This is a genomic window from Pseudomonas sp. SJZ103, assembly GCF_007828335.1.
Lineage (GTDB): Bacteria > Pseudomonadota > Gammaproteobacteria > Pseudomonadales > Pseudomonadaceae > Aquipseudomonas.
This window is the reverse complement of the sequence record NZ_VIUN01000005.1, coordinates 150,605-174,477: the sequence shown is the minus strand read 5'-3', so window position 1 is coordinate 174,477 and position 23,873 is coordinate 150,605. Positions and strand designations below refer to the sequence as shown.

At 57.5% G+C, this 23,873-nt stretch carries 20 protein-coding genes and 1 pseudogene; 7 read left to right on the top strand and 14 right to left on the bottom strand.

The window, feature by feature from the left end; translation table 11 throughout:
- Positions 1 to 372: 372 nt before the first annotated feature.
- From FBY10_RS13975 to FBY10_RS13965, 3 genes are all read right to left on the bottom strand, one after another.
- Complete coding sequence (locus FBY10_RS13975) at positions 373 to 1,332, bottom strand: DUF4145 domain-containing protein (protein WP_145336696.1); 960 nt, start codon at positions 1,330 to 1,332, stop codon at positions 373 to 375.
- 282 nt (positions 1,333 to 1,614) lie between these two features.
- Positions 1,615 to 1,881, bottom strand: a complete 267-nt coding sequence (locus FBY10_RS32165; RefSeq protein ID WP_145336698.1) for an MbcA/ParS/Xre antitoxin family protein — start codon at positions 1,879 to 1,881, stop codon at positions 1,615 to 1,617.
- 204 nt (positions 1,882 to 2,085) lie between these two features.
- On the bottom strand, positions 2,086 to 2,718 hold the full coding sequence (locus tag FBY10_RS13965) for a hypothetical protein (protein ID WP_256663477.1): 633 nt from the start codon (positions 2,716 to 2,718) through the stop codon (positions 2,086 to 2,088).
- Between FBY10_RS13965 and FBY10_RS13960 the strand changes: the two genes are divergently transcribed.
- Both FBY10_RS13960 and FBY10_RS13955 read left to right on the top strand, forming a co-directional pair.
- A complete protein-coding gene (locus FBY10_RS13960) occupies positions 2,617 to 2,910 on the top strand; it encodes a helix-turn-helix transcriptional regulator (RefSeq protein ID WP_306100596.1) in 294 nt (97 codons plus the stop codon). The genes FBY10_RS13965 and FBY10_RS13960 overlap by 102 nt on opposite strands.
- A 159-nt stretch (positions 2,911 to 3,069) precedes the next feature.
- Complete coding sequence (locus FBY10_RS13955) at positions 3,070 to 3,657, top strand: DUF6088 family protein (protein ID WP_178116746.1); 588 nt, start codon at positions 3,070 to 3,072, stop codon at positions 3,655 to 3,657.
- A 311-nt stretch (positions 3,658 to 3,968) separates the two neighbouring features.
- Here the strand turns inward: FBY10_RS13955 and FBY10_RS32160 are convergent.
- Positions 3,969 to 4,391 (bottom strand): annotated as a pseudogene (locus FBY10_RS32160) (hypothetical protein); the annotation flags it as partial.
- A 118-nt stretch (positions 4,392 to 4,509) separates the two neighbouring features.
- Between FBY10_RS32160 and FBY10_RS13945 the strand changes: the two are divergent.
- Entirely contained in the window at positions 4,510 to 4,755 is a 246-nt protein-coding gene (locus FBY10_RS13945; protein WP_057439030.1) for a helix-turn-helix domain-containing protein, read from the top strand.
- A 2-nt stretch (positions 4,756 to 4,757) separates the two neighbouring features.
- On the opposite strand, the gene FBY10_RS13940 is transcribed toward FBY10_RS13945, so the two are convergent.
- The 5 genes from FBY10_RS13940 to hrpB form a co-directional block, all read right to left on the bottom strand.
- On the bottom strand, positions 4,758 to 5,219 hold the full coding sequence (locus tag FBY10_RS13940; protein ID WP_057439029.1) for a hypothetical protein: 462 nt from the start codon (positions 5,217 to 5,219) through the stop codon (positions 4,758 to 4,760).
- A 2-nt stretch (positions 5,220 to 5,221) separates the two neighbouring features.
- A complete protein-coding gene (locus tag FBY10_RS13935; protein ID WP_145336701.1) occupies positions 5,222 to 7,270 on the bottom strand; it encodes an integrase in 2,049 nt (682 codons plus the stop codon).
- On the bottom strand, positions 7,267 to 9,204 hold the full coding sequence (locus FBY10_RS13930) for a hypothetical protein (protein ID WP_145336703.1): 1,938 nt from the start codon (positions 9,202 to 9,204) through the stop codon (positions 7,267 to 7,269). Before FBY10_RS13930 ends, FBY10_RS13935 begins: the two co-directional genes overlap by 4 nt.
- Positions 9,197 to 10,666: a site-specific integrase gene (locus tag FBY10_RS13925; RefSeq protein WP_145336705.1), complete on the bottom strand. Its 1,470-nt coding sequence runs from the start codon at positions 10,664 to 10,666 to the stop codon at positions 9,197 to 9,199. The genes FBY10_RS13930 and FBY10_RS13925 overlap by 8 nt, the downstream gene beginning before the upstream one ends.
- Before the next feature lie 304 nt (positions 10,667 to 10,970).
- A complete protein-coding gene (gene hrpB, locus FBY10_RS13920; protein WP_145336707.1) occupies positions 10,971 to 13,463 on the bottom strand; it encodes an ATP-dependent helicase HrpB in 2,493 nt (830 codons plus the stop codon).
- 110 nt (positions 13,464 to 13,573) lie between these two features.
- On the opposite strand from hrpB, the gene FBY10_RS13915 reads away from it, so the two are divergent.
- Together FBY10_RS13915 and FBY10_RS13910 are read left to right on the top strand one after the other, a co-directional pair.
- On the top strand, positions 13,574 to 13,993 hold the full coding sequence (locus tag FBY10_RS13915) for a polyribonucleotide nucleotidyltransferase (protein WP_131700121.1): 420 nt from the start codon (positions 13,574 to 13,576) through the stop codon (positions 13,991 to 13,993).
- Positions 13,994 to 14,002: 9 nt separating this feature from the next.
- Positions 14,003 to 14,896 (top strand): cation diffusion facilitator family transporter, encoded by an 894-nt coding sequence (locus FBY10_RS13910; protein WP_131700120.1) that lies wholly within the window; start codon positions 14,003 to 14,005, stop codon positions 14,894 to 14,896.
- On the opposite strand, the gene FBY10_RS13905 is transcribed toward FBY10_RS13910, so the two are convergent.
- Positions 14,893 to 15,951 (bottom strand): DUF6515 family protein, encoded by a 1,059-nt coding sequence (locus FBY10_RS13905; RefSeq protein WP_145336709.1) that lies wholly within the window; start codon positions 15,949 to 15,951, stop codon positions 14,893 to 14,895. The genes FBY10_RS13910 and FBY10_RS13905 overlap by 4 nt on opposite strands.
- Positions 15,952 to 16,381: 430 nt before the next feature.
- On the opposite strand from FBY10_RS13905, the gene FBY10_RS13900 reads away from it, so the two are divergent.
- Both FBY10_RS13900 and FBY10_RS13895 read left to right on the top strand, forming a co-directional pair.
- Positions 16,382 to 16,861 carry an Lrp/AsnC family transcriptional regulator gene (locus FBY10_RS13900; protein WP_003176264.1) on the top strand — a complete coding sequence of 160 codons (480 nt, stop codon included), beginning with the start codon at positions 16,382 to 16,384 and terminating at the stop codon, positions 16,859 to 16,861.
- A gap of 196 nt (positions 16,862 to 17,057) precedes the next feature.
- Positions 17,058 to 17,267, top strand: coding sequence for a DUF2788 domain-containing protein (locus tag FBY10_RS13895; protein WP_025999909.1), 210 nt, complete (start codon positions 17,058 to 17,060; stop codon positions 17,265 to 17,267).
- Here FBY10_RS13895 and FBY10_RS13890 read toward each other — a convergent pair.
- From FBY10_RS13890 to FBY10_RS13875, 4 genes are all read right to left on the bottom strand, one after another.
- The gene (locus FBY10_RS13890; RefSeq protein WP_131700118.1) at positions 17,262 to 17,897 is read right to left on the bottom strand and encodes a pseudouridine synthase; all 636 of its coding nucleotides are present in this window, start codon (positions 17,895 to 17,897) and stop codon (positions 17,262 to 17,264) included. The two genes, FBY10_RS13895 and FBY10_RS13890, sit on opposite strands and share 6 nt — an antisense overlap.
- Before the next feature lie 71 nt (positions 17,898 to 17,968).
- On the bottom strand, positions 17,969 to 19,441 hold the full coding sequence (amn, locus tag FBY10_RS13885; RefSeq protein WP_024077553.1) for an AMP nucleosidase: 1,473 nt from the start codon (positions 19,439 to 19,441) through the stop codon (positions 17,969 to 17,971).
- A gap of 195 nt (positions 19,442 to 19,636) precedes the next feature.
- The gene (locus tag FBY10_RS13880; protein WP_145336711.1) at positions 19,637 to 21,292 is read right to left on the bottom strand and encodes an acyl-CoA dehydrogenase family protein; all 1,656 of its coding nucleotides are present in this window, start codon (positions 21,290 to 21,292) and stop codon (positions 19,637 to 19,639) included.
- A gap of 99 nt (positions 21,293 to 21,391) precedes the next feature.
- Positions 21,392 to 23,782 (bottom strand): hybrid sensor histidine kinase/response regulator, encoded by a 2,391-nt coding sequence (locus FBY10_RS13875; RefSeq protein WP_145336712.1) that lies wholly within the window; start codon positions 23,780 to 23,782, stop codon positions 21,392 to 21,394.
- Between the last annotated feature and the right edge of the window lie 91 nt (positions 23,783 to 23,873).

The following is a 23,873-nucleotide window of genomic DNA, read 5'->3' as shown; positions in this document are numbered from 1 at the left end:
TAGCCTCTGCATAAATAGCTCATTGAATCGACTTCGTAACCGAAGTCGCTCAACGTCCGCAGTTTACCTCTGAGACGGTGGGCGTAGTAACCACGGGCGAGCTATATCAGAGATCGCGCAAAGCCAATCCACCGACTCTTGGGTGTTCAGTTGATAAACCAGTGCGTACTCTTTCAAAATCAACAACGCGGTCGCCTTTTTTAAAATGAATTTCTTCTGATCGATACGAGTGGTCCGGGCTCCAACTCCTGGATTTGCTGCTCAGGCGTCAGCGCTTTTGTTTGCGGAGTAACACGGCAGCGCTCCTACTAGAGTTGGTTGACCCAACGACAGTCGCGGTATGGGCAGCAGTTGCTTAACCCTGACAGCCCCCTACCCTGACTCACCGTTAACTTCACGAGCTTCCAAGTCCTCTGGACGCCCCAAGACGATCGCAGAAAACAAGGTGGTGAAAAGAGCGCTCTCCTCATCCGATATGAGAGGAAGTACCTCCTGAAGGTTTCGACGAGCTTCTTCCAACGTGGTCGCGATCGGAAATCGATGCAAGTTGGCCTGCAACCTCTGCAAATCGCTGAACGTGTAGGCAGCATTTGCATCGGTCATCCAACCCTGCTCGTGCATATCATGGATAAATTGGAAGCCCTCATCGAACTGCTGGTTCTTCACAAGCGCCACTGCGAGTTTGTCGATAATCAGCAGAAAGTTCGAGATCTTCGCCTCATCCTCGGTTTCCTCTGGTATTTGGTCATTGGAGGGAAGCCCCTGACTGAACCTGATAACATTTTCCTGACACCTCCGCTCATTCCACTCCCTTGTAATCTCCTGCTGGGCAAAGACATGCGCTTGCTCAAGCGTGTTGGCGGCGACCAACTGCTTCAGTATTCGAACACGGTAGACCGGAGGCAGAGTGCTGAACAACGTGGCCACCCACGCCTTCGATCTGAGTCCGTGCTTTTTAAAGTACGTGAGGATTGTCCACTCACAGACCAAGCCTAGATCGCACAGACCAGTTCGGATTCGCTCGTTTGATAGCTTCTTGTGATTTGCCTCATGGGCACCATCGTTGCCCAATTCCCGAATGCCGTGGAGGGAGTCAATGACATCCTGTGGAAAGAAGTTTTTGAGAAGGTCAATGCGCCTGTAGAGATTTGTAGTGCGCACGGCCCCACCATCCTCTGGATCCATCAGGTGAACGAGAACAGTTCTGAAAAGGTTTTCCAGGCAATTGCGGATGCTCACAGCCTTTTGGTAAAGACGCGAGGCATCCCGTTCGTCTAGGTAATAGTCGAACGCCCTCTGAGGCATCAACGGTGGGTGATCAGCTTCCTGCATGGACAGTTCCTCAAGGTGGCTGCTCCTAAGTGAGTGCTTTGCGCGATGGCCGATAATACTAAAGTGAGATCATGCCGGGGAGCTGCCCTGATTACCCATTTGCACAAGTGAATGGCGACACCACTCATTCTGGCACAGCGACACGATTATCGGCGGGGGCGTCCATCCCATTGCTTACTACCAAGGAGTGAGGCAGCGCAGCAATTAGCGACAGTGGGCGCATCCTTTTCCATCTACCTTCTTCAAGAAGTACGAAAGCGCAGGTCCTTGGGTTAGCGAATGTTAGGTGTACACACCGTATTCGATTCGCATTAGAAGGTTTTCAACCAGCGCCCTCCCTAAATGGGTTGATATTAAGCTGCAAGGCTCCCGACCACCTAGTGCAGGGGCAGGCCGAATGAGCCAACTCTCGGCAAGCATACGAGTACCTAGCACTCGTTTAGCAAATCCTAGAATCTGCTCGCGGCTTAAAAGATAGCGCCGGTAATCTGTACTCCAGCATCCGAACGGGACTCGGAAGCAGAGCACTAAAGCTCGTGAATCTTGCATCACATTTGCCTCGCAAATATCTAGAATTGAGCCGTGGGATCAAGCTATTGCGGAGCAGCGCAGCCGCACCTATTGGTGGACGCCTGCAAGCGGTTTCTGCGGGAATACTATGCCCGCTAATCGCACCGATACACCTTCGAGTTATCGGCCAAGCGACGAGGTTCGCGATAAAATCATCCGCGGGGCCAGGTCGATAAATTCGTTTCACCCACACTTACGCAGATGCCGCTCCGCTGAAAAAATTATCTCAGCAGTTTTGAGATCACCGCACTTACTCTCGTGCTGAATGCTGTAGCACGCGCCCCCTTCGACTTTATAGATATAACCCACCAAATTGTCCGCGCCCCCTTCAGCAAGACTCACCTCAACAAGGGGCTCCATCGCCCAGCTTTTCTCGCCCCTCAGGTAGCCTGGAGACATGAGATAGGCTTGAGTAAACCAACAGTGGTCATCAAGCTCCAGAAGCATCTGCTGAAGTATCGGAACCGTTGGGATCATGAACATGCTTCCTACAACGTCGTCACCGTAATCCCGCACCAGTTCCATGTAAAACCACGGAAAATGCATCTCAAGCTCAACATATTGCCAGTGTTGAGCTCGCGCGCCCCCCAAAACGTCTACTGAAAGCAGTTCAGTGTGACTATGCGTCTTAAACATAGAAAATTCCTCCAAAATATTAACAATAGTTAATGGAGGTCTGGCGTACAAGGCGGCTTCATCATTCCTTTTGCGGGGATGAGAAAAATGGAGCTGAAACAGGCGTTTGGTATGGCATTGAGAGAGATGAGAAAATCTCGTCATCTGAGTCAAGAGGATTTCGGAGGCTGTAGCAGCCAAACCTACCTCAGTCAAATGGAGAGTGGCGGAAAGGGGCCAACCCTAGAAAAGGTGGACGCACTCGCGTCTGTCATGGACGTTCATCCATTGACGGTTCTGATGCGCTGCTACCTTCTGCTAGATGACACTGCCACATTAGACTCTTTAATCACTCGCATTCGTAATGAGGTCACTGAAATGCCCCCCTTCTGAGTTGCCGGAAGGGAGCAATAATGTTCCTGTTCTCAGTTCTTGCATCAATTTCCAACGGCCTGATAAATTACATGTTGAGGTGAAAGCTTTACATAACCGACTCACAGGTACTACTTTCTCCAGTAAACCCAAAGGCTTCATGGCATTCAGGAGTCCTAAATGTCAGTCGCAAAGTCAATTGCCAAACAAATCCAACACATGCCTAAGGGGCGTCCTTTTCTCGGTAGTCTTTTCGGGCAGTCTGGCAGTCGTGCATCAGTTAACAAAGCGCTCTCAAAACTAGTTAAAGCCGGCGCCCTTGAACGTGTAGTTCGAGGAGTTTATATGCGTCCCAAGGCCAGTAAATACACGGGAATGGTGCGCGCCAGCCCCCTAACGGTGATTAGATTGATGACCAAGGCAAACGGGGAAATGATTCAGATACACGGCGCAGAAGCCGTTCGCTTGATGGGACTCAGTACACAGATGCAGGTGCTGCCCACCCTCTACACCAGTGGGTATACACGAAAAATCCATATTGGAAATGCTACCGTTCGTTTACAACACGCGTCAAAGGATCGCTTTCAATACTTAGAAACCAAGGTAGGAGTAGCTCTGACGGCTCTTCACTACATAGGTAAAGAAGCGCTGTCCTTCGAGGTAACATCACATATTCAAAAAGCGCTTAGCAAAGACGAATTCAAAATACTCCAGACATGCCGAATGCCGGCTTGGATGAGGACTGCGTTGAGTCTTGTGGATAATTGAATAATGGAAGTTGGACATACCTCTGCTAAAAACGCTTAGCAAAGTTAACCGTCCGACGAGCTTAAAAGTTACCGCCTGACCAAATCACCAGCTCTGCCACTTCATTTCGACACCGCATCCTCCATGATCTTTTGCTATTTTAGTCGTAGCATTTGGCCGATTAAAACAGCTGAAAACGTTTTGGCGACTCTCACCTTTGTGAACATTTCAAGTTTTTTGGACAATGCGCCACTGCTGCGCTTGCCAAGTTCTGAATCATGAGTTTTCGTTATGATCGACTACCAATGAGTATTGGACAGCTAGAGCTACGCTAAAGGACTGAATCGCTCTGCCTCGCCCATTGAAGTGAGGAAGTCCAGGCGGACTTCCTTGTGGAGCACCTCCAACTGCAAATCCGTACTGGCTGACGACTTAAGCGGCAAAGCCTCCACGTCGCGCACCGCCGTATCTGGTTCGAACACTCCGACAGCCATAAGGTTGTTCTCAAAACCGTTGTCGATCAGTTCCACTTGCAGGTATGCCGGAACCGGCTGCAGGTGGTAAACCTGTCCTCGTCAAGTTCAACCCAGCCCGCGCGCACTAATCGACAGATCTGCTCATACACATAGCACATCGGCGATACGAAAATGTGTGCCATTCAGGCGAGCAGCATAGGTATCGCGCAGTTCACGGGTCGTATAGGTTGTACGCCCTGGCTCCTGAAGCAGCTCATACAGACGCCTGTCGAAGATAATCGAGGCCGATTTCGTTGAGGTACCAGAAGAGTTAGTGCGGAAGAAATGCGGATTATAATCCGTGGCCTGTGCGTCCGCAAACGCACGATAGTGCCGCCTCAAGTAAATTGAGACGGTCATGGATAAGTTGGCGAAAGCGTTAGGAGAACGCATCCGAGTGCAGAGGAAGGCCTGCCGGGTTTCCCAGGATGCACTGGCGCTGGCGTGTAATATCGACCGCAGTTACGTAGGGCGGATCGAGCGCGGCGAGTTCAACATCACCGTCGAGAAGCTGTATCGCATTGCAAGCGTGCTTGCATGCGATACATGCGGCCTACTGCCTCCGGTGGCGTTCCACCCCGTTAACACGGAAACTTTCGAGTAAGCTCACGCCGAAGTGAAGTTCATGTCATTGTTATTACGCAGCAGGGATTCGACCTTCGACGAGCGGCTATAAGCAATCGAGCGTTCTAGTTCACGCACCCGTTGCCACAACTTCATATTCTGAGCCAGCACGTTGTCACGCTGTATCTGAGTGATTGACAGCGTTTTTTCCAGCGCTGCCAGCTGACTTTCCATCTGCCGGATCTGTTTGCCGCTCGATGACCCCGTCCCTTTGCTGGCCTCTGCCCGAACCGCCTCGATTTGAGCCAGTAGCGGTAAATGCGTTTTACGCGACTTCTTCAAGTAGCCACGGTCAAACCCAGCTTCCAGACTAACTATGCTGGCTGTCAATTTCGACAGGTTTAATCCCACATGCTCCGGCACAACAGGCTTCCCAACCAAGAGGCGCTGTAAGGCCTTCTCGCAAGCGCCCAACCCTTTGCTCGCTCCGTCATCAGACCTCATCGTTAAACCTCCACTGAGTCAATCAGGCGGGCTTTGAACGCGATTAAACGCTCAATGTCGCCCTTCACAATTTGATACTCGCCCGAGCCTTCCGCGTAATTACACAACTCATCCGTCGCATCCTTAATCGCTGCATTGAGCTTATCGGGCTTGATGATCCCGCCCTCGCAAGACGTGCATTCCGCGTAGTCACCGAGCAAGAACGAGTCACAGCGGCCCACCTTTGAACAGCCACCCAGCAACGTCGGCCGATAACTAATTTCACCATTTTTGACCCGTTGTTCTGTGTCAGCGCGCACATCTTCAATCTGAATCTCACCCGACTTAACCCGCTCCTTCTGTTTCTCCATGTACGAGCCGGTGCCGCCGAACAGTGGCTCCTCATCAAATAGAAGATCGGCAATCAACTGGTTCGCCACGGACATGGGCATGGCCATCTGATACTCGAAAGCGAAGTGACTGCTTGGAAGCACAAAGTCTTTCTTCTTGTCGTCGTAGTAGCCGAAAACGGTGCGCAGATTGTCGTAGCCATTCGCGTAATAGCGTGACATTTCAATCGTCATGTGCTTGAACTGCGCCCGTAGCGTCGGCAAGGAAAGAAAACCGCTGCTGCTGCCATAGAATGCCAGCGAGCGCCGAAACTGATGACTTGTTAGCCGCCAGGGCTGGCCGACAGCAAAAGCTGGCTCATTGTAGAAGTCACGAGAAGTATCGCTTTGCGCCAGTTCCTGCAAGTCCTCTGCCTGGATCGACAGCGCGTGCAAAGCAGTTTCTTGTGTCGCTCTACACGCAAAGCGCGTCACGCCAATCTCGGCACTATTTCGCGTAACACCAACAATGGCAGGATTGAGAAACAGCGGGCAACGAGCGTCTAACTCGACTTTGTAGAGTTTGGCGAGGCCGCGACAAACCGCCTGGGCGACCCCGATCGCCCTGACGACTTCCTCCGGTGCGAACCATATGCTTTCTCGCTTGTAGCCGATGAACTTCGTGGTGGTCGAGAGGACGTTTACTGACTGCGGCTTATCACGTTCAATGCCCTGATCATCGACGACCACCGGCCTGACGACTTGATTGGACAAGCAGTGATAGTGGATGCGCATCACCTCCTGATCACGCATGCCGGTATAGAGGTGGATTACCGTTTTCAGCACATACTGCATCTGGATCAAGACCCGTTGCAGATTCCTCTTACGAGAACACTCAAACTCACCTACAAACACTGAAGTTAAACCGTGATCCTTGATCGCTTGCGCCATGTCGGGCCGCCAGTGTGCCCTGCCACCGATGCCCCGACTTCTCTGAGTTTGATAACAGATGCCGTAATACTCGTCAGCAAAGCAGGCGATAAAAGACTCGAACCCACCAATACCCTCAAAAAGCTGATCGAGCAGGTCGCTAGTAAGATTGATGAGCTTTAAATAGATTCGAGTGGGAATGACTGGATGCTGCTTGTTCTCGGGCCTTTTGCCTTTAAAAGTGGCGGGATTGAGCATGGCATAACCCAGCCGTTCTTCGCCCACCCTGACCAAGCAGTTCAAAATACCTGAAAGCCCCGTCTTTGTATGACTCATCGAGTTACTAAAAGCCGCCAGATAAACCGGCACGGTAAAGAGCTGCCGCAAGGACAGCACGCCAACCATGGGTTTCTGTTTCTGCTCATAGCAGAATTGCATGGCAGCGCGCAGTACTAGCCAATACTGGAGCAGTGTGCTCGCACCCAGCTTGCCGAGTCGCCCGCCACCGGCAAAATAGATTAGGCAATACAGCAGATATTTGGCTTCTTCTATCAGCGCCTGTTGCTCTGACCCACCTTCGTCGAACACCGTGTCAAACAAGATTCTGTGGATTTTTACTGCACTCAGCCGATAAGGATTAAAGTCCCATGTAGGCTCACCGTATACCGCCGTGGCGTTGCCGCTCACATCACGACAAAGAACGAAATCAGCCGCTGGCTTGCCGTAGAGTTGCGGCGCTTTATCTGGCTCACTGACAGGCGGAAACTGATCGTTGGAAAAGAGACTGCCGATGGACTGAACAACAGCGTTCAAAATGATACTCCCATTTTTTCATAACGGCTCAAGCGGCTTTCCCAGAAAGGCGTGAGTTCACCGTATTCAAAAACTTTGGTCTTGATTGCTTCGACCAACTGCTGCACTTCATCCGAACGCTTGCCAAGCGCCTCAAGGATGAACTCGATTCGGATCGACAATTCTTTATAGAGCGCTTCAGCGTGAGTCGTATCGGGCGCGGCTTTACGCACCGCATTAATCACATACTGCAAGCTCACAATCTTGTGCAGGTCTTCTTCATCGCTGTGACAGATATAGTGCTCGCAGTACAAGCAGCCGTATTGGCTGCCGCAGTTTGGCTCGATTGAAACAGCCCCTAAATCGCGCGCAGGGATCGGCTGATTAAACCCGTCACAGTGACCCGCCGCCGTAGGGATCTTGCCTTCTGCGGGCCTCTGGCTACGCTCAAACGCGACTTTGGCGGCACGGCGCATGGCCTGCCAGAACTGTCCGAACTCGGCTTCCTGCTGCTCAGGATTAGCATCGGAATAAGTCGAAAGATTCACCGCCACGCTGTGATTCAAGGTTGCCGCTACCGTGGATGGCGACACAGCAGCGGCGTGCATCCCAAGGCTTTTGTGCTTGCGCATCTTGCGCGGCGAAAGTATGGGCACCTTGGGGTCGAGGAAGGTGCCGTTGAGAGTTTTAAAGAACTTGGGCAGCAAATAAACTGCCCTAAATTCAGAAAATTCTTTACTAGCACTTACTCGTTCACCAGCTGAGGGCATCGAAAAGAACAACCGCTCATGCGTCGTGCCATTCAGAATCCACTCACGGAGCTTCAGGTACTCCTTGAGTAGTGGCAAACCCGTGCTCTGCCCGATGTTGTAGAGGGTTGCTTTCCCCCCGGCACGGAACTTCACAGCCGACAACTCTTTCTTGAGCGGAGACTTCTCAACGTCGAGCGCGTCTGCATAGTTAAACTGTTGAAACTCGGTCGGCGTGGCACCTGTGATCATCAGGAAAAGACTGGCATAGGCTTTCACAGCAAGACCCGCCACGTTAAGCCGGTGCCAATAGCGCTCATCTCGATTAGCCGCATCCAAAAACGCTTTTGCCTCTGCTAGGGCGCACTTTACTGTCGATTTAAAGGGTCGCTTTCGCCCCAGTTTTTCAGAAGCCGCCAGGTATTCCTCGGTCGTCGCAATCCGTCGCGCGCCGGCATTGTATCCAAGCGGCGATTCCTTGAATGGACCAACCCAACCGTGGTTTGATGGGAACCCAACCACCTCATAATCCCTAATACTCACAACCAAGGGATATGACTGCCTGGTCAGAACGAAAGCGCTGCATTGCCGGGCAATGGCTAAACAAACGTCCCGGTACACCTCAACATGGGCAGTTCTGGCGGGCTTCTCAGAGCCTCTCTCGGCAATGATCGAGACCGCACCCGCTAGAATATGGTGGCTGCTTTCTGGGTAAAGCAGTTCAATAATCATAGAAAAAAAGACCTGCATATTTTTCCCTGTGGCAGGCTTCAACTTCTGATGATTTATTTGATGATTCAGGTGCGCGGTATAGTCTCGATAGGCTTGCTGGGCTTGCGCAGCACTGGCAAAAAACTCCCTGTAGCCTTTCGCATTCAGCCAGTCGATAAGGTATTCGGTATTTCTCAATCGGGTTAGCACAGTCAGTTCACGCTGACCGACAAAGGTCTCCAGCAGCCTCATAATCAGTTCACGGCGGTTTTCAACAAAAGACTCAATCCCTACCGGTGTGCCGCGATCATCAAAAATGCTTTCATTCTTGCCACGGATGACATACGCAAAACTGCCAATATCAAACGGTTTCTTCAGCACCTTCGGAGAAAGTTGCAGACGCAAACGCTCAGGCTCGAAAAACTCATGGGTGACTTCACTCAGCGTAATAATCTGCGTATTGGCACGATACTCGAATTGCTGACGGCTATTCATCGTGCGCCTCCAAATTTAGCAACGCGTAGCCGCCATTGAACAGTTTTCCCTCCCAAATCTCTTGGGCAATAATCTTTTCGTGAGTCATTTTGAACAACTTTAGGTAGTTCTCTGTCGTTCCCCTAGACTCGTGGTGCAAGCGCTTCTGAATGAAGTCAATATCTTCGCCCGGCTTCAGCATTCCCTCCCGAACCAATGCTTGCAAGCGCTGGTAGAGTTGATAGGCAAAGGTCGCTCGCAGCCAGTGATATGAAAAGTCTTTCGGGAATGGGCTAGAGGCTTTTGTGATCAACTTGCGTTTAATCGTTTCCGTTACCTGTCCTGTCTGCGGCGATTTCACAATCGTATAGCGCGGATCGTTTTTGGCCATGTAGTAGCAGTTACCTTGATCGGAAAGAAACAAATACATATCGTCTTCAGCCACCAGCAGGCCGGGATGAATTGCCTCTAACTGAGCTAGAAATTTCTCCCTCCGCTTCTTCATCATTGGGCTTTTGGCAAGCGTGACCAGTTCTTCTGCAAGTTGCTTAGGAACGTGCAGGACTTGCGGCTTGTCGTATTTCGTATCAATGCCTGTGCGGGGGCCAGCATGTAATTTATAGGCACCCTCCCGCTCTAGTTTATCCTCTGTAAAGCCTTTCAAACTCTTCAAGCGCATGGTCAGAACAGTTTGCTTGCGGGCGCCCGTCATTAGCGAGGTCATCAGGATCAATCGCTCAACCGCAGACCATTCTTTTTCATTGCGAATGGCGGACAAAAAAGCACCCAACTCAAGATTAGAAAGCGGCCTAAGATCCTCGCCGTCTTCCCGAATGAACCCTAGCTGCACTGAACTAATCGGCGGCGTGCGTCGCGTTTGGCTGCGTTTTTCCGCATCTACAAACTTGACGCCTTTAAACCCCTGCACGATGAACCGTACCTGCTTGATCGTATCGACACGTTTCATGTCGAGATCATGCCAATGCTCGGAAACATACTTGTAAAATTGGTAGACAACGCCTGTGTATTGATTGATTACCTGATTACTGCGCGTGCCGTCGTTGATCAGGTGGTAGAAATATTTATATGTCGGACGAAGTGGAGGTCGAGCACCGGAGAAGTCGAGCCAATCAAAATTGTTATCCTCACAGAACAACAGGTAATCAAGCAGTTTGCTGGCACGCCGCCGAACATCGTCAGTACGCCGATTGATCGGAACCTTGTCACGCATTAGGCTCAGCAGATAATCATTAGCCTCTTTCCACGGATATCCATTTGAGTGAAACAGAAACGGGAAATTATATAAATCAGGGTAGTTATCTCCGCCAACCTCACCAACTTGATACACATTTTCAGAGCCACTCCCTTCAAGCATGATTTTTTTTGCGTCGGGCGTGTCACTGACGCAGAGACTTGAGAAGGCGTTTCGAAGGGACGAAAGAAGAACCAGGCGCGCTTCGTGCAGAGGATTTCGATAAGACATGACTCACCTTTAAAGTAGATGAGACGACAGTAGCGATTAGGCGTTTTCGATGCATCCCTACTAACTGCACTTCCTCACCCCGCCGCAGTGGGGTTGAAGGCCGTATTGCAACTGAAGCCGCTGTAGGCTGCCTTCTACCTCAAAGCAGGGAGTAGCGCGGTCATGAACAAAGAGCTTGAGAACGAGCTGCAAAAGCCCTATCCGCGCGATCACTTCTCAGGCTGTATCCCCGCTCACTAAGATTTTCAGAGGCGATCTGTCAACGATCCATGTTACAGAAGGAGGTCTTTGCGAAAACTGTCAATCACTTCTTGTTAAGTGACTCCACCCATGGGTCCAACTTATGGAATAGCTTGGGATACCTGCCCTTCAGATCCTTCTTCACTTCGGCATAGGTACTGCGCCAGAAGTTCGCCAGATCCTGCGTCACCTGCACCGGCCGCCGCGCCGGCGACAATAGGTGCAACTTCACCACCTGGCGCCCGCCGGCAATGCGCGGGGTGTCGGCCAGGCCGAACAGTTCCTGCAAGCGCACCGCCAGGATCGGCGGATGTTCGCTGTAGTCCAAACGCACCGATGAGCCAGACGGCACTTTCACATGCAGCGGCGCCAGCTCGTCCAGGCGTTGGGGCAGCGGCCAGGGCAACAGGTTGTGCAGGTAGCTGGAAATATCCAGGTTGGCGAAATGGCTCAGGCGCGAGACTTTGCCCAGGTAGGGCATCAGCCAGTGCTCCAGGCCGGCGAGCAAGGCGCTGTCGCTGACATCGGGCCATTCGCTGCTTTTGCCGGCGTCCAACTGGCGCAGCAGCAGGACGCGGGATTGCCATTGGCGCAGTTCAGGGGTCCAGGGCAGCAGCTCCAGACCTTTGCGCCGCACCAGGTTGACCAGCGCCTGGCTGCGTGCGGATTCGTCGAGACCGGTGAGCGGTTCGCGGCTGAGCACCAGCTCGCCGACTTTGCGCTGGCGTTCGGCGCGCAGCACGCCTTCGCGCTCGTCCCAGTCCAGTTGGTCGACGTTGCGCACTTGCTCGGCGAGGACCGTGTCGAACAGCGTCGGGTCAAAATCTGCCGCGAGGTAGATGCGTTCTTCGCGCTGGCCCTGGCGGCTGCCGAGGTCGGCGATCACCAGCCAAGGTTGTTTCATCAGGCTGTCGGCCTCGGCGAACAGTGCGGCGCGGCCGTTGGCCAAACGGTATTCGGCACCACCGGGGCGGCGTTGCTGGGCGACACGGTCCGGGTAGGCCAGCGCCAGCAACGCACCGAGCCAGCGCGGGTGGTCGGGGTTGGCCACCGGCCGGGTCGCCTGGCCTCTTAAATAGCCACGGTATTGCCGCGCCAGTTGCTTGGCGCGCTGCACGCCACCTTGAGTACCGCGCGCACGCTCTTCGCCGGACATCAGCGCCAGGCGGCTGTGCAGATCCGCGCCGCCACCGCGCAAAATATCGCGCTCGCCCAACAGTGCAGCGACATCACAGGCGGTGGCCGCAAGCCCCAGGTCCTGGCCGCGCAGCAGTAAATGGGCGATGCGTGGATGGGCCGGCAACTCGGCCATCTTCTGGCCATGAGCCGTGAGTCTTTCTTCATTCAAAGCCCCGAGGCGCACCAGCAAGTCCTGGGCCTGGGCATACGCAGCGGTCGGTGGAACGTCGAGCCACACGAGCTGCGTGGGCGTGACGCCCCAGCGCGCCAGCTGCAAGGCCAACCCTGCCAGGTCGGCCGCAAGGATTTCCGCACTGCCATACGCGGCCAGCCCTTCATGCTGGTCTTCGGACCACAACCGGTAACACACCCCCGGCTCCAATCGCCCGGCCCGACCCGCGCGCTGGGTGGCGCTGGCGCGGGAGATGCGCTGGGTGTCGAGGCGGGTCATGCCGCTGCCGGGGTCGAAACGCGGCACCCGCGCCAACCCGGCATCGATCACCACGCGCACGCCGTTGATGGTCAGGCTGGTCTCGGCAATGTTGGTGGCGAGCACCACTTTGCGTTTACCGGCAGGGGCAGGATCGATGGCTGCGCGCTGGGCGTTGAGGTCCAGTTCGCCATGCAGCGGGCAGAGCAACACGTCAGGGCTATTCCCCAGGGCGTCGGCCAGTTGCTGGTTGACCCGGCGAATTTCCGCCTGGCCCGGCAGGAACACCAGCACGCTGCCGGTTTCATCGTGCAGGGCTTCCAGAATGGTTTGCACCACGCGCGGCTCGATGAATTCACCCGGCTGGTACGGCCGCCCCCAGCGCATCTGCACCGGGAACATGCGCCCCTCGCTGCGCAGGATCGGCGCGTCGTCCAATAGGCTGGCCAGGCGCTCGCCTTCGAGGGTGGCGGACATCAGCAGGATTTTCAGCGGTTGCTCGTCGCGAAACACATCGCGGCCGTTCAGGCTCAGGGCCAGGGCCAGGTCGGCGTCGAGGCTGCGCTCGTGGAATTCGTCGAAGATCAGCAGGCCCACACCGTCCAGTGCCGGGTCGTCCTGCAGGCGGCGGGTGAGGATGCCTTCGGTGACCACTTCGATACGCGTAGTGGGCCCGACTTTGCTGTCGAGGCGGATGCGATAGCCGACGGTCTCACCGACTTTCTCCCCCAGTTCGCTGGCCAAGCGTTCCGCGGCGGCGCGAGCGGCCAAACGCCGGGGTTCGAGCATCAGGATGGTCTGCCCGGCCAGCCAAGGCTCATTCAACAAGGCCAAGGGTACGCGGGTGGTTTTACCGGCGCCGGGCGGCGCTTCCAGCACGGCTTCATGGCGATTCGCCAAGGCGTCACGCAGGGCGGGTAAAACATCATCGATCGGCAACGAATTCATACTGGCTCCAAAGCAGAGCGGCGAGTATAACGGCGAACTGCCGGATGCCGACGCTGGTCTCAATGGCAGTGCTATATAGTCCCGTATCAACCGTGTTCAGGAGAGTCTCCATGCGTATCGCTTCCCGTGTCATCGGCGGTGTCCTCGCCATCACCCTGCTGAGCCAACTGACGGCCTGCGGTTCGATTTTCTACCCGGACCGCCGTGGCCAGATCGACGGCAAGATCGACCCGACCATTGCCGTGCTCGATGCCGTAGGCCTGTTGTTCTACGTGATCCCTGGCTTGATCGCGTTCGGCGTCGACTTCGCCACGGGCGCGATCTATTTCGAACCCGGCAAGACTGCCCAGGTCGCCCCGGAAAAACTCCACGAAGCCATCGGCGCCGACGGCAAGGTCGACAACGCCAAGCTGCAAAGCATCATCCAGAAGGAAACCGGCCGCACCCTGCCGCTGGACGACCCGCGCATGATCCAGTTCAAGGGCAGCGTGCAACAACTGGCGTCCCTGGGCCTGCAACCCGCCGGCTAAGGAACGTTTATGACCAGCAGTCCCGAACACGCCCGGCTGTTACGCCTGGCCACCCGCGCCTCGGTGGGCGTGGCCTGTGCGCTGATCGTTACAAAGGCCATCGCCTGGTGGCTCAGCGGCTCGGTGAGCATGCTCGCCGGGTTGACCGACTCACTGCTCGATGGCGTGACCTCGCTGCTGAACCTGCTGGCAGTGCATTACGCCCTGCGCCCGGCCGATGACGATCACCGTTACGGCCATGGCAAGGCAGAGTCACTGGCGGGCATGGCCCAGGCGTTGTTCATTGGTGGCAGCGCGGTGTTGATCGCCTTGCAGGCGTACGAGCGTATGCAGCATCCGGAACCGGTCGGCGCGCCGTGGCTGAGCATTGGGGTGATCGTGTTTTCCCTGGTGCTGACCGTGGCGCTGCTGATGCTGCAACACCGGGTTGTGCGCGAAACCGGCTCCAATGCCGTGCGGGCGGACTCGTTGCACTATCGCTCAGACTTGCTGCTCAACGGCAGCATCCTGGTGGCGCTGGTGCTGGCGGGCATGGGCTTTCATCAGGTCGACGCCTGGTTCGGCCTGGGCATCGCTGCCTACATTTTGTGGAGCGCGATCCACATCGCCAAGGAAAGCTTTGCGGTGTTGATGGACGAGGAACTGCCGCCGGACGTCAGCCAGCACATGCTGGAACTGGCGCGAGGCGTGCCGGGGGTGCTGGGTGCCCATGACTTGCGCACGCGCATCTCGGGCAACCACTGGTTTGTGCAGTTGCACCTGGAGTTGCCGGGGGAGTTGACGTTGTCAGTGGCCCACGGCATCAGCGACCAGGCCGCCGATGCCATTCACGCAGCCTACCCGCGCGCCGAAGTGCTGGTGCACGCCGACCCGCGAGAAGTGGTCACGGGCGCCAAGGCCTAGTACTGCACCTGATACCCGCGACTGCTCAGGCAGTTGCCCTGGGCCTGGCGGTAGGTTTGCACCACCGCCGGGTCAGGGGCGTAGGTGACCGCCTGCGGGTCGAAGCCGCTTTGTTGCACCGCCCAGCGATAACAGTCGTAACCGTCCTGCTGCACTTGCGCCGGTGACTGCCCGTTGGTGGGATAGGCCACCACGTCATAGCCATTGCCTTGCGGTGCTGGCTGCGGCGCCGGCACTTGCGTCGGCGGTTGCACCACCACGTATTGCTGGGTGTTTTGTTCGTAGGCGTAGTAGGCGCCGGCGGCCAGGAACAACAGCGAGCCACCTACCCACACTTCGCGCGCATAGTCCGGCAGGTAATGCGCGCGGATGCCATACGGCGGCGCCACGACCACATAGCGCGGGCCTTGGGGGCGGTACCAGTAGCCGCCGGAGAAGAAGTAATCCTGGCCACGGTACGGCACGCGGTAATTGCGGTCGGGGAAGCGGTCGACGGTATAACCGGGCCGATACTGCGGGCCAGGGCCCCAGCCGTTGCCATGCCCATCGGGGCGACCTGGCCAGCGGTTGTCGTTGGGATGCCCGTTGTAGCCCGGCCGCGAACCTGGGCCACCGGCCTCCCAATTCCGGTTGTCGTCGTTGCGTCGAGGAATGTCACGGTAGTAACCCTGACGCGGCTCCTGGGTCTGGCGCACGGTATCGGGGCGACCCTGGATCGGCAGGTTATTCGCAGGCTGCGGGGCTGGCCGAGGCTGTTCGGCACCTTGCGGGCGACCTTGCCACTGCCCGCCACCGTGTTGTTGCTCGGCGCGATCAAAATGCGGGTTCTGTGGACGCGGCTGATTGTTTTCCGGCCGTGATTGATTGTTCTGCGGCTGCGGGCGCGGTTGGTTATTTTGCGGGCGCGGTTGTTCGTTACCTTGACCTTGCCGACCGCCCTCCGGCCCTCTTTCATGCTGGCCGCCCCCTTCAGGGCGTGGGTCTTCGGCCATCACTTGCGTGCCGACGGTGACCATCAGCAAACCTACACCTGCCATACGCCAGATGCGCTTCATGCTATTCCTCACTGCGGATAGGGCCTGGAAGGTCCGGCCTCATAGATGAGACTGGAAAAGCCTCGCCCGGTTCTGAGACAGGTTATCAGTCACAAGAACAATTTTCTTAAGGCAAAAGAAAAGGGGTGACCCGTCGGCCACCCCTTGAGAACTTCGTCCATGCTCAACGCTTTTGACGTTGGCTCACCTCACGCCGCCTTGTGGACAGTGTGCAGCCTGGAGGCCGGCTCAACCCTGCTGGGGTGGCGGCCGCAGCGCGCCTGATTGGGCGAGCTGCTGTGGACTATTGTCCAGGCGGTGATTCTGTTGATAAAGATACAGGCCCGCGCCCGACAGATGATTGCGAAGATTGCGTCAATAAACAGTGCTTGCGCAATTTTTAACCCTTCATGGATAATTCACCGCAATAGTTACGACAAAGGCCAACCCGATGAGCAAGCTTGACCGATACGACCTGAGTATTTTGGCGGAATTGCAGCGCGACGCGAGGATCTCCAACCAGGAGTTGGCCGAGCGCATCGGCCTGTCGCCTTCGCCCTGCTCGCGCCGGGTCAAGCAGTTGGAAGACGACGGCTACATCTCGCGCCAGGTCGCCCTGCTCGACCGCAAGATGCTCGGCCTGAGCCTCACCGCCTATGTGCTGATCGGCATGGACCGCCACACCCCCGAGCGTTTCGAGAACTTCGAAGCGGCCATCCGCACCCTGCCCCAGGTGCTGGAATGCAGCCTGGTCACCGGGATGGATGCGGACTATCAGTTGAAAGTGGTGGTGCCGGACATGGACCACTATCAGAAACTGCTGCTGGGCCACCTCACTCGGATCGAAGGCGTGACCAGCGTGCGCTCGAGCTTTGTGCTGAACCAGGTATTGAACAGCACCGAGCTGCCACTGACCCACCTGCGCACTTAAGATCGGTGAAGGTCAACTGTGGGAGGGGGCTTGCTCCCGATGACGGTGTGTCAGCCACAGATTAGCTGACTGACACACCGCCATCGGGAGCAAGCCCCCTCCCACATTTGGAACGCACTTCGATCCAGGTCAATGTTGCACCTGTGACGCTGCCGTATACTTGCCGCCTGCCCCGTTGGAAGAGCCCATGAACAACATCGACCCCGCCCTGTTCGAAGAATGGATGATGACCGGCCTGGTCACTATCCTGATCATTTTCATGGGCTTTATCGTCTGGGACCTGGCGAAGAAATCCAAGGCCGGGCGCTTTGGTTCGTTCATCCTGTTTTTCGTGCTGGGCCTGGGCGTGGCCGCGTTCATCATCAAGAGCGTGGTGATCGGCCTCATCGAGTCCGGCGCTTTATAAACGCGCGGGTACTTCCTTCCATTGGCCTTGGTCCAGGCCGTCGATTGTCCAATCGCCAATGCGCACCCGCACCAGACGCAAGGTCGGCAGGCCCACGGCGGCGGTCATGCGCCGCACCTGGCGGTTACGCCCCTCTCGAATCACCAGTTCAAGCCAGTACGTCGGTAGGTTTTTGCGAAAGCGCACCGGCGGGTTGCGCGGCCATAACTCGGGCTCATCCAAACGCCGGGCCTCGGCGGGCAAGGTTTTGCCATCGTTGAGTTCTACCCCGTCGCGCAGGCGTTGCAGCAATGCTTCGGTGGGTTCGCCTTCCACCTGCACCCAGTAGGTTTTCGCCAGCTTGTGCTTGGGGTCGGCAATACGCGCCTGCAACTGGCCATCGTTGGTCAGCAGCAACAGGCCTTCGCTGTCACGGTCCAGGCGACCGGCAGGGTAAATGCCGGGGATATCGATAAAGTCCTTGAGCGTCGCCCGCCCGCCCTCGTCGCTGAACTGGGTCAGCACATCGAAAGGTTTATTGAACAGGATCAACTTCGGCTCGGCCGGCGGCGCCTTGGCAACACGGCGCGCAGCAGAATACGGAGGTTTCACACCGGGGCGGCGCGAATCGGGACGGGTGGGACGGGACATGGCAAAGGAACATCTAACGGTCAGGACCGACAATGCTAGTGGCCTGACCGCTAAATGACCATCCCAACCGCTTAGCGGAACGGCGGCTCGTCGAAGCTGCGCAGCTTGCGCGAGTGCAGCGAGTTGAGTTCGGTGCGCAACAGGTCCACCGCCTCGATGCCGATCTTCAAGTGCTGGCTGACCGCACGTTCGTAGAACGCGTTGGCCGACCCCGGCAGCTTGATTTCGCTGTGCAGCGGCTTGTCCGACACACACAACAACGTGCCGTACGGTACGCGCAAGCGATAGCCCTGGGCGGCGATGGTGCCGCTTTCCATGTCCACCGCCACGGCGCGGGACAGGTTGATCAACGGCCGTTCCTGGGCCCAGCGCAGCTCCCAGTTGCGGTCGTCGTAGGTCAGCACGGTGCCGGTACGCAGGCGTTTTTTCAGCTCTTCGCCTTTCTCACCGGTGACATTCGCCGCCGCCTGCTGCAAGGCCATCTGCACTTCAGCCAGGGCCGGGATCGGGATGTTCGGCGGTACCACGCGGTCGAGAATCCCGTCGCGGCGCATATAGGCGTGGGCCAGTACGTAGTCGCCGATGGTCTGGGATTGGCGCAGGCCGCCACAGTGGCCAATCATCAGCCAGCAGTGTGGACGCAGCACCGCCAGGTGATCGGTGATGTTCTTGGCGTTGGACGGGCCGACACCGATGTTCACCAGGGTCACACCGTGGCCATCGCTGGCCTGCAGGTGATAGGCCGGCATTTGGTAGCGGTGCCACACCACGCCCGCGGCAATCGCCGACGCTTCACCGTGGTCCATGCTCTTGTCGATGATCACATTGCCCGGCAGCACCATGCGGATAAAACGCGGGTCGCTGCGCAATTGTTCCAGGCCATGCAGGATGAACTGGTCGACATAGCGGTGATAGTTGGTCAGCAGGATCCACGGCTGCACATGGCGCCAGTCGCTGCCGGTGTAATGCACCAGCCGACGCAGGGAAAAGTCCACGCGCGCTGCATCGAATAGCGCCAGGGGCAGCGGATCGGTGTTTTCCCAATCGTACAGGCCATCGGCGATGCCGTCGGTGGCGGCCGACAGGTCGGTGCTGGGGAACACGCGCGCCAAGGTCGCGGCGGTCACACCGGAGCCGGCCAGTTCGTCGCCCTGCTCCACCACGTACGGGTACGGAATGTTCTGCTGGCTGACGCCCACTTCCACCGTCACGGTGAAGTCGTGCATCAGCGGTACCAGTTGTTCCAGCAAATACTTACGAAACGCCGCCGGATGAGTAACGGTAACGCTGTAGGTCCCCGGTAACTGGACCTTGGCATACGCCCGGGTAGTCTGTGGGACTTCACCGTGGCAGTGGTAAGTCAGGCGCAGTTCCGGATAGCGAAACAGCGCGCGTTGTTCGGCGTCGGGTTCGACGCGGTCCTTGAGGTACTGCTTGAGGGCTTGATTGAGCGCGCCGGTAGCCCGCTCATGCAGGGCCGCCAGCCGATCCACGGCTTCTTCGGCGGTTTGAACGACAACAAAAGCTTCGGTCACGGTAAGCATCCTGTGTTCTGACTTGCAGGCCTTTATCTTGCCTGTATCCCTGTCAGACGCAAACCTTGAATTGGAGTGCCCTCGCAAGATGGCTGCAATCCCTTTGGGAGGGGGCTTGCTCCCGATAGCGGTGGGTCAGTTTATAGATAGGCTGACTGACACTCAGCCATCGGGAGCAAGCCCCCTCCCACATTTGGACCGTGTTTATTCAGATACATTGGGGCTTGAGCGCGCGACGATGGCCCCGACATCGACGCCACGCGGCAAGGTGCCGTAGACGCGGCCAGACGACTGGCCCAAACGGCTGGCAATAAAACCATCGCTGACCGCCCCATGACCGGCTTCCAGCAGCAACTTGGCCTGCAGCGCCACGGCGATGTCCTCGGTCAACTGCCGCGCGCGGTACTGGATGTCCTGGGTGTCCATGAACGCCGACTTCAGGTGTTCGATATGCCGCGCCAGTTGCTTATCACCATGCCCGTCACCGAGTTCGACAAACAGCGCTTCCAGCACGCCGGGCTCCTTGGACAGTGCGCGCAGCACATCCAGGCATTGCACATTGCCGGAACCTTCCCACGTCGAATTCACCGGTGCCTCACGGTACAAGCGCGGCAGGATGCTGTCCTCCACGTAGCCCGCGCCGCCCATGCATTCGGCGGCTTCGTTGATCATCGCCGGGGCGCGCTTGCAGATCCAATACTTGCCCACCGCCGTCACCAGCCGAGCGAACTTGGCTTCGCGCTCATCGCCCAGGTTGTCCAGGGCGCAGCCCATGCGCATGCTCAAGGCCAGCGCGGCTTCGCTTTCCAGGGCCAGGTCGGCCAGCACGTTTTGCATCAAGGGTTGCTCGCTGAGTACGCGGCCACCGACCAGACGATGGGCGCAATGATGACTGGCCTGGGTCAGCGCCTGGCGCATCAAGGCGCTGGAGCCGACCATGCAATCGAAACGCGTCATGGCAACCATCTCGATGATGGTCGGCACGCCACGCCCCTCTTCGCCGATCATCCAGGCCAGGGCGCCGCGAAACTCCACTTCACTGGAGGCGTTGGAGCAGTTACCCAATTTGTTTTTCAGGCGCTGGATGTAGAACTCGTTGCGGGTGTCATCCGGGCGGTGCCGGGGTAGCAGGAAACAGGTCAGGCCTTTGTCGGTCTGGGCCAGGGTCAGGAAGGCATCGCACATCGGCGCCGAGCAGAACCACTTGTGGCCCACCAGCTCATAGGCTTGCCCGGGCCCGCCCGCGCCCACTGGATAGGCGCGGGTGGTGTTGGCGCGCACGTCGGTGCCGCCCTGTTTCTCGGTCATCGCCATGCCGATGGTTACACCGGCCTTGTGGGCAATGCCGACATTGCGCGGGTCGTATTGGGTGCTGAGGATTTTCGGCAGCCAGGTCTGCGCCAGGTCGGGTTGCAAGCGCAGGGCCGGGACACAGGCGAAGGTCATGGTCAGTGGGCAGCCGGTGCCGGCCTCCGCCTGGCTGTGCAGGTAGGTCATGGCTGCGCGCGCCACATGGGCGCCAGACTGTGGATGGGCCCACGGCAGCGACGGCAGGCCATGCTCGACTGCCGTGCGCATCAGCTCGTGGTAGGCCGGGTGAAACTCCACCAGATCGATACGATGCCCATACCGGTCATGGCTGCTGAACAGCGGTTTGTTCTGGTTGGCCAGGAACCCGGCCGCCATCAGCGGCCCGCCGGCCAACGCTCCGTATGCATCGATGCGCGCCTGCGCCCAGCCGGCGCCAAAGCGCCGCGACCATTCTTGCAGGGGCACGTCGATGCGGTACAGGTTGGTGCCGTCCAGGGAGGGCGGCTGGTTGGTGACGTCGTGGGTTTCGGCGAACTGGTGCAGGTTCATGACGGGCCTCCTGGAAAAAGGCCCTGTCGAATGCGCACCTACCCATGAAGGCGCAGATCGATTGAGGCCGGTTTTTTCAGTTAAGCACCGTCATCCGGGTTAAAAAAGTGGCATACGCGCCGAATGCCCGGCGCTTTCGCCCTCTAGCGCGCTCAACAAGTGGCGTTCCAGTACCGCCTGCAACGCCTCGAAGCGCACCGGCTTGGCCAGGCGGTCGGTGATGCCGATGCCATGGCAGCGCTCGCGCTCAGACGTATTCAGCGACGTACTCAAGGCGATCACCGGCAATTCACCACAGCCCGGCAGTGCACGAATCTGACAGCACAACGAGAAACCGCCTTCAGGTATATCCAACAAGACGGCGTCGAAGTTTTGCCCCTGCAAGGCCGCCAACGCCGCCGGACCGCTCTCCACGGTTTTCACCCGGTAGCCCAACTTAAGCAACATGCCGCGCACCACCAACTGGCCGACGCTGTGGTCATCCACCAGCAATACCGCGCAATCCTGGGGCGCGCGTTGCCGGTCGGACGCCGGTTCTGCCTCGGGCGGCACCGGGCTGACTTTCACGTCCAGCTGGAAGCGGCTGCCCTTGTGCGGCTCGGAATGATGGGTAAGGCGTCCGCCCAACAGCTCGATCAATTGCCGGCAGATGGCCAGGCCGATACCCAGGCCGCCGTATTCGCGGGTCATGGAGCCATCGAGCTGGAAAAAGCGCTGGTACAAGGTCGCCTCGTCGAGGAAGGCGAAGCCAATACCGGTGTCGGTAACAATAAAGCTCAGGCGTACGCCGCCATCAGTGTGAGGTACACCCACCACTCGCAGGCGCACGGAGCCTTCGCGGGTGAACTTGAAAGCGTTGTCCAGCAAGCAATCCAGGCACTGGATCAGTTTGTCGACGTCACCCACCACGCGGTCCGGCAGCTCCTCGGCCACATCGATGGAAAATGCCAGGCCTTTGCCTTGGGCGCTGGCGTTGAATTGCTGGCGCAAGGTGTCGAGCACACCGCGCAGGCTGAACACCCGAGGCTGGGCACTCAGGCGGCCGGCCTGCAATTCGGTAAGTGTGAGGATGCCATCGACCATGCGCATCATGTCCCGTGCCGAACCGGCGGCAGTTTGCTGGTACTGCGTCAGGTCGTCGTCCAGCGGTACCGTTTGCATCAGTTCAAGGGAGCCGATCACACCGTTCATGGGCGTGCGCAGTTCATGGGTCAGGGTTGCGAGGAATTCATCCTTGAGACGATTGCTGCGGGCCAGTTGCTGGTTGAGCACTTCGAGCTTCTGGCTGGCATCGAACAGGATCTGCGCCTGCTGCTCACGCATGGCATTGATGCGGTCGGCGAGGGCCAGGGATAACAGCGCCACTTCAATCGCTGAGCCGATCTGGCTGGCGTACATGGTGAGGAACACATTGGGCAAGTAGCCCAGCACCATCAGCGTATTCACCACCCCACCCAACAGGAACGCCGACCAGGCGATGATGAAATACCGCGCCACCCGCTGGCCACAGTACCAGGCCTTGATGGCGGCGACGAAGATGGTCACGGTGAATACCAGCGCCAAACCGGTCGCCAGGCGCAAGGCCAAGGCGTAGCTGGTCAGCAGCGCCAGCGCCATCACTACGGCGCCGCATACCGCCAGTGTCAGCAAGACCCGGTTGAGCCAGCGGCTGTGCTGCGCGGTATGCAGGAAGCTACGGGCGAACAGGCTGCCGAACAGCGCCGCCGAACCGATCAGCAGCGGTACCGCTGCATTCGCCCACCACGGGTTGTTCGGCCAGAAGTACTGCACGGCCACGCCATTGACCGACAGTTGGTACAGGCCAAACGAGGCGATATAGAGGATGTAATACAGGTAGCTGGTGTCGCGCACGCTCAGGTAGATGAACAGGTTGTAGACCAGCATCCCCAGCAATACGCCGTAGATCACGCCAAGCACAGACAGGCGCAGCGGTTGTTGCTCCAGGTAAGCGGTGCCGGACCAGAGCGTCAGCGGCGCCTGGATCGAGCCTTCACTTTGCAGGCGCAGGTAGAGCGTCTGTTGCTGGTTGGGCACAAAGTTGAGCTTGAACAGATAGTTGCTCTGGCTGACGTCACGACTGGAAAAAGGCAGCGCACTGCCGGTGCGGCTGGCCAGCCGATAATTGCCGGTGCCATCGTTCTGGTACAGGTCCAGATGATTGAGCGGTGGATAAGCCAACTCCAGGAACCAGGTGCGGGGGGCACGGGGGTCCTTGGCCATGTAATGCAGGTCGACCTTGAGCCAGAACACCGAGCGCGAATAGCCGGCGTTGAGGGTGGCTTTGTCATGGTGCTTGAATTGAGCAGCGTAGGCGGGAGAGCTTACTTCGGCGATGGTGAGGGCATCGGTCGGGTCTTCGAGCACTTGCATGGCTCGGCCCAGCGGCAGGCTTCGGGTGTCCTGATTGAACTCGATGGCGCTGGCGAGCATCGGCAGCCCGCACAACAATAAGATCAGCAAATAGCGCATAGAGCCCCAGCGTGGCCTGTCCGGTTATGTCAAAAGCCCCCCATCCTTTTGAGAAGACGTACACCGGCGGTACAGTAAGTTGTTTGGATCC